Here is a 305-nt window from a genome sequence, read left to right on the forward strand (position 1 = left end):
TGCGGTCACCGTAGACGTTGTCCACGCGGCCGGTGGTGGGCCAGAACTTGGCGTTTCTGAGCCATGGAGCCGGGTAGGCTGCGTATTCCCTGGTGTACGGCTTCGTCCATGTGTCTCCCATGAGCATGGACGGGGGATGAGGAGCTCCCTTGAGGACGTTGTTATGGACGTCTGCTTTTCCACTCTCAATCTGGGCAATTTCTTCTCTGATGGAAATAAGAGCATCGCAGAACCTGTCCAGTTCAGCCTTGCTTTCACTTTCGGTAGGCTCAATCATGAGGGTCCCAGGAACAGGCCAAGACATG

The 305-nt window shown here is 55.4% G+C and carries 1 pseudogene; it reads right to left on the reverse strand.

Annotated features, from left to right (window positions below):
• Positions 1-277 (reverse strand): annotated as a pseudogene (locus DJ021_RS19140) (hypothetical protein); the annotation flags it as partial.
• Positions 278-305: the final 28 nt, after the last annotated feature.

The organism is Phenylobacterium hankyongense, from assembly GCF_003254505.1.
Lineage (GTDB): Bacteria > Pseudomonadota > Alphaproteobacteria > Caulobacterales > Caulobacteraceae > Phenylobacterium > Phenylobacterium hankyongense.